The sequence below is a fragment of the Psychrobacter sp. FME5 genome, assembly GCF_014861375.1.
In the GTDB taxonomy this organism is placed as follows: Bacteria; Pseudomonadota; Gammaproteobacteria; order Pseudomonadales; family Moraxellaceae; genus Psychrobacter.
The window spans coordinates 1-3,311 of record NZ_RRYX01000172.1 but is presented as its reverse complement, the minus strand read 5'-3'; the positions used below and the strand labels follow the sequence as shown (position 1 = coordinate 3,311).

Annotated in this window: 2 protein-coding genes; both read left to right on the top strand. The window is 39.3% G+C overall.

Going from position 1 to position 3,311, the window contains the following annotated elements; genetic code table 11:
* The first annotated feature begins 145 nt into the window (after positions 1-145).
* Complete coding sequence (locus tag EI161_RS13725; RefSeq protein WP_192529816.1) at positions 146-1,090, top strand: EamA family transporter; 945 nt, start codon at positions 146-148, stop codon at positions 1,088-1,090.
* Between the two features lie 877 nt (positions 1,091-1,967).
* Positions 1,968-3,137, top strand: coding sequence for a siderophore-interacting protein (locus tag EI161_RS13720; RefSeq protein ID WP_192529814.1), 1,170 nt, complete (start codon positions 1,968-1,970; stop codon positions 3,135-3,137).
* The last annotated feature ends 174 nt before the right edge of the window (positions 3,138-3,311 follow it).

The window sequence follows — 3,311 nt, the reverse complement described above, 5'->3', positions numbered from 1 at the left end:
GGGTTTAAAACGCCCAATCAGGTGTTCTATAATATAATTTAGCGTTGCACTTGGTGTGTTAATCTAAGCTGTCATAAAATTTTTAAATATCAGGTTTTTAGCTAAGTAAATCTGATAACCTGCCATAATTTCCTAGGCCAACGATATGACTCCTATATACACCGCATTGGCTGTACTGGTTGCCTTTATTTGGGGTGTGAACTTTACCTTTATTGCATGGGGACTTGAAAGCTTTCCGCCGCTAATGCTCACCACCCTGCGTTTTTTCTTTACCGCTGTGCCACTGGTTTTTTTTCTGAAGCCGCCCAAATTTAACCGTACATTATTTATTTATGCTATCGGTACGTTTGTCATGCAGTATGCTTTTGTATTTACTGCCATGCATTTAGGGGCATCAGCAGGGTTGACGGCACTATTGCTACAAACTCAGATTTTTATCACTGTATTGCTGGCGTATTTTATATTGGGTGAGGCAGTGAATCGCATGCAAATCATCGGTATGCTGGTCAGTGTGCTAGGGCTTAGCGTCATCGCGTTAAACCTTGGTGGTGATATGCCTTTGGCTGGGTTTGTCTGTATCTTGGTTGCGGCCATAGGCTGGAGCTTTGGTAACATTGCCTCAAAGCAGGCGTCAACACAAGCGACGCAGCAAGGATCAGACGTGTCTATTATTTCGTCTAATACTGGTAAGAATAAGGCATCCGCGTTATCTGCTCTCGCTCTGGTGGTTTGGGGTGGTCTGGTCGCTTGCGTGATTTTAACTCTATCTTCTCTCATATTTGAGACCGAGGCATGGCAACTGGCGACGTTTACCGAAGCATCGCTCAAGTCTTGGCTATCACTTGGGTTTATCGTGTATATCTCAACTCTGATAGGCTTTGGATTGTGGGCGCATCTGCTCAGTCACAATACTGCCTCTAAGGTTATGCCATTCGCTCTATTGGTGCCAGTATTCGGTATGATAACCTCAGTGCTACTCACAGGAGAGATTGTGACATGGTGGAAGATGCTGGCAATGATATTGATATTGTCGGGGTTGGTGCTAGCAAATATGAAAATGAAATTAGGAAGAAAGCGCCAGCCAATATGACGTTAGCTGTTCTTATTTCTATAACAGCGCTTATGGTAAATAAAAATAACTTGATCTACTATTCAAAAATTCACTGCATGTATACAACGAAGTACACTGAGAATATTTTCGGGAGCAAAAACGTTGATTTCATTAGCCTACAACCGAAGATTCCAGTCCACGCTAGGGAACCGAATCAGTGAAAGCACCTGATTGGTTCACCATAGGTATACCTCAGAGGGAGCATTTAAAACCGCCTTATTCTATCCAGAGTCATTTGTCATAACAAATTATAAGATTCAATGAAGCGACTATTTTCATACTCTCTCAGAGTTTTGAGTCACCGACAATCCCAGTGCGGTTCAGATTTTTTAAAATCATCGTCAGCAAAAGCAACAAAAAGAATAGAGACTGTAGTAGATAAACATTATTCTAGACTACTTTTATTTATCAATAGCATAATGCGACAATGTCTTAAGTATCAAATCATTGTTAACTTCTGAATGGTATATTTTGCGAAGTATGTGTTTTTAAGATTATTTAGGTGTATCGCTTTATATCAAGGTTCGACGATTAGGGTGTAGTGACATTACAGTATATTCTAAACTGAAGCTTGATAATCATTTAAAATCACAACTTCCTATTTATAAATGCATTGACAGTTAGCCTTATTAACGTAATAATAATCTAGATGTTAATGGTTATCAATAACGCTTAGGTGTTTTTAATTCACATTATCGATTACTAATTCTATCACCTTGCTTGGCTCGCAATACGTATTGATTAAACTTCTACTATTTTTATCTCTATTCTCCGCTACCTTATATTTTCAGATGCCATTTACTTGACGATTATATGAACTAACCGTTATGTGATTTTTTGGCTTGGATGACCCTTTATGGCTGAAACGCTTACTCGTTATGATACCAATAAAACCCCATTAGCCATTGCTGATAAAGCCATGTTTATTCACCATCTTAATGAAGAGCATCAAGATGAACTTGCGATGTTTATCAATGCCTTTACCTCTGCCTCAGTCGGCGAGTATGATATAGTATCGATAAAAGAGCTGTATCCTGACGGCCTTTTGTTAGATGTTATAACGATGAATCGGTATCAAAATAACTCTAATGCGTTAAAAGATAGCAGTTCTACAGATAACAGCCTCGCTGAAAACCTTTCTAGTGTTAATCATCAATACTTTATCAACTTTTTTGTGCCTATTAGTAACGCTGAAACACTACATGAGCAATATATAGCGTTATTACAGGCATCCGCTACTAAGCTTGGTAAGCGTACGATCAAGCTTCAAGAACAGCACTTTCGCGTGACTGATGGTTATTATGTCAGTCCTAATATGTATCGACTGGTGGTCACAGCACCCGATAATATCCCACTCAATCATCCAGGCTACGCGTATTTATTTGAGTTAAATGCTGAAGTTTTATCTACCATAAATGGTGAGTCAGAAAATAACGATAAACCTTTACAACGCTACTACACCCTGCGAAAAGCATGGCGAGATCCAATCCGCTTGTCTGTTCAAGCTTGGATAGATGTTTATATCCATGGCAACACGCCAGGTGGCAATTGGGCACGCTCTCTCGTCTGCGGCATGCCAATAAAAACGGTGCGCGATTATCCAGAAAAAATAGAACACCTCAGTGAGGGACAATGCTTATTGATTTGCGATGAAACCTCTCTACCTACCGTCGCCAATCTATTAGAAAACTGGCAAAATCCGTTGCCGCCCCTTGTCATTGCTATCACCGAAGATCCAGAAGATATCAGTTATTTACACACTCTCAATCTCTGTCAGCACTTAGGTCATGATGAGCGTTTTCTACAAGACAATCTACTTCATATCATTAAAACGCCAACAACCGATCTTTCTGAACAAATCATAAGCTTATTACATGCAAGGTTAACAACACTACCTCTTAAGATTGGCAAGGTTTGGGGTGCGCTTGAAGCAGCGGACATCAAATCATTAAGACAACAATTAAAGGTAACTCTTGGTTTATCTCGTCAAGATATGGTCATAAAAGTCTATTGGCGCGCTCAATAACTGCTTCAATTCCATAAATAAAATGAAAATCATTTGCATTAACCAGCTACTTTTCTTTAAAATGCCTCATTTACTTTCGACTGCTCACTATGATGCACATCAATAATTTAAGCCTAATTCGTCAAAAAAAAGTTTTGCTTCACCCGACTTCTTTTATCATCGAACCAAATAAAC

Bases quoted from the DNA above. Each gene is read 5' to 3' on its own strand.
- EI161_RS13725 (WP_192529816.1), top strand. From the start codon at position 146: ATGACTCCTATATACACCGCATTGGCTGTACTGGTTGCCTTTATTTGG.
- EI161_RS13720 (WP_192529814.1), top strand. From the start codon at position 1,968: ATGGCTGAAACGCTTACTCGTTATGATACCAATAAAACCCCATTAGCC.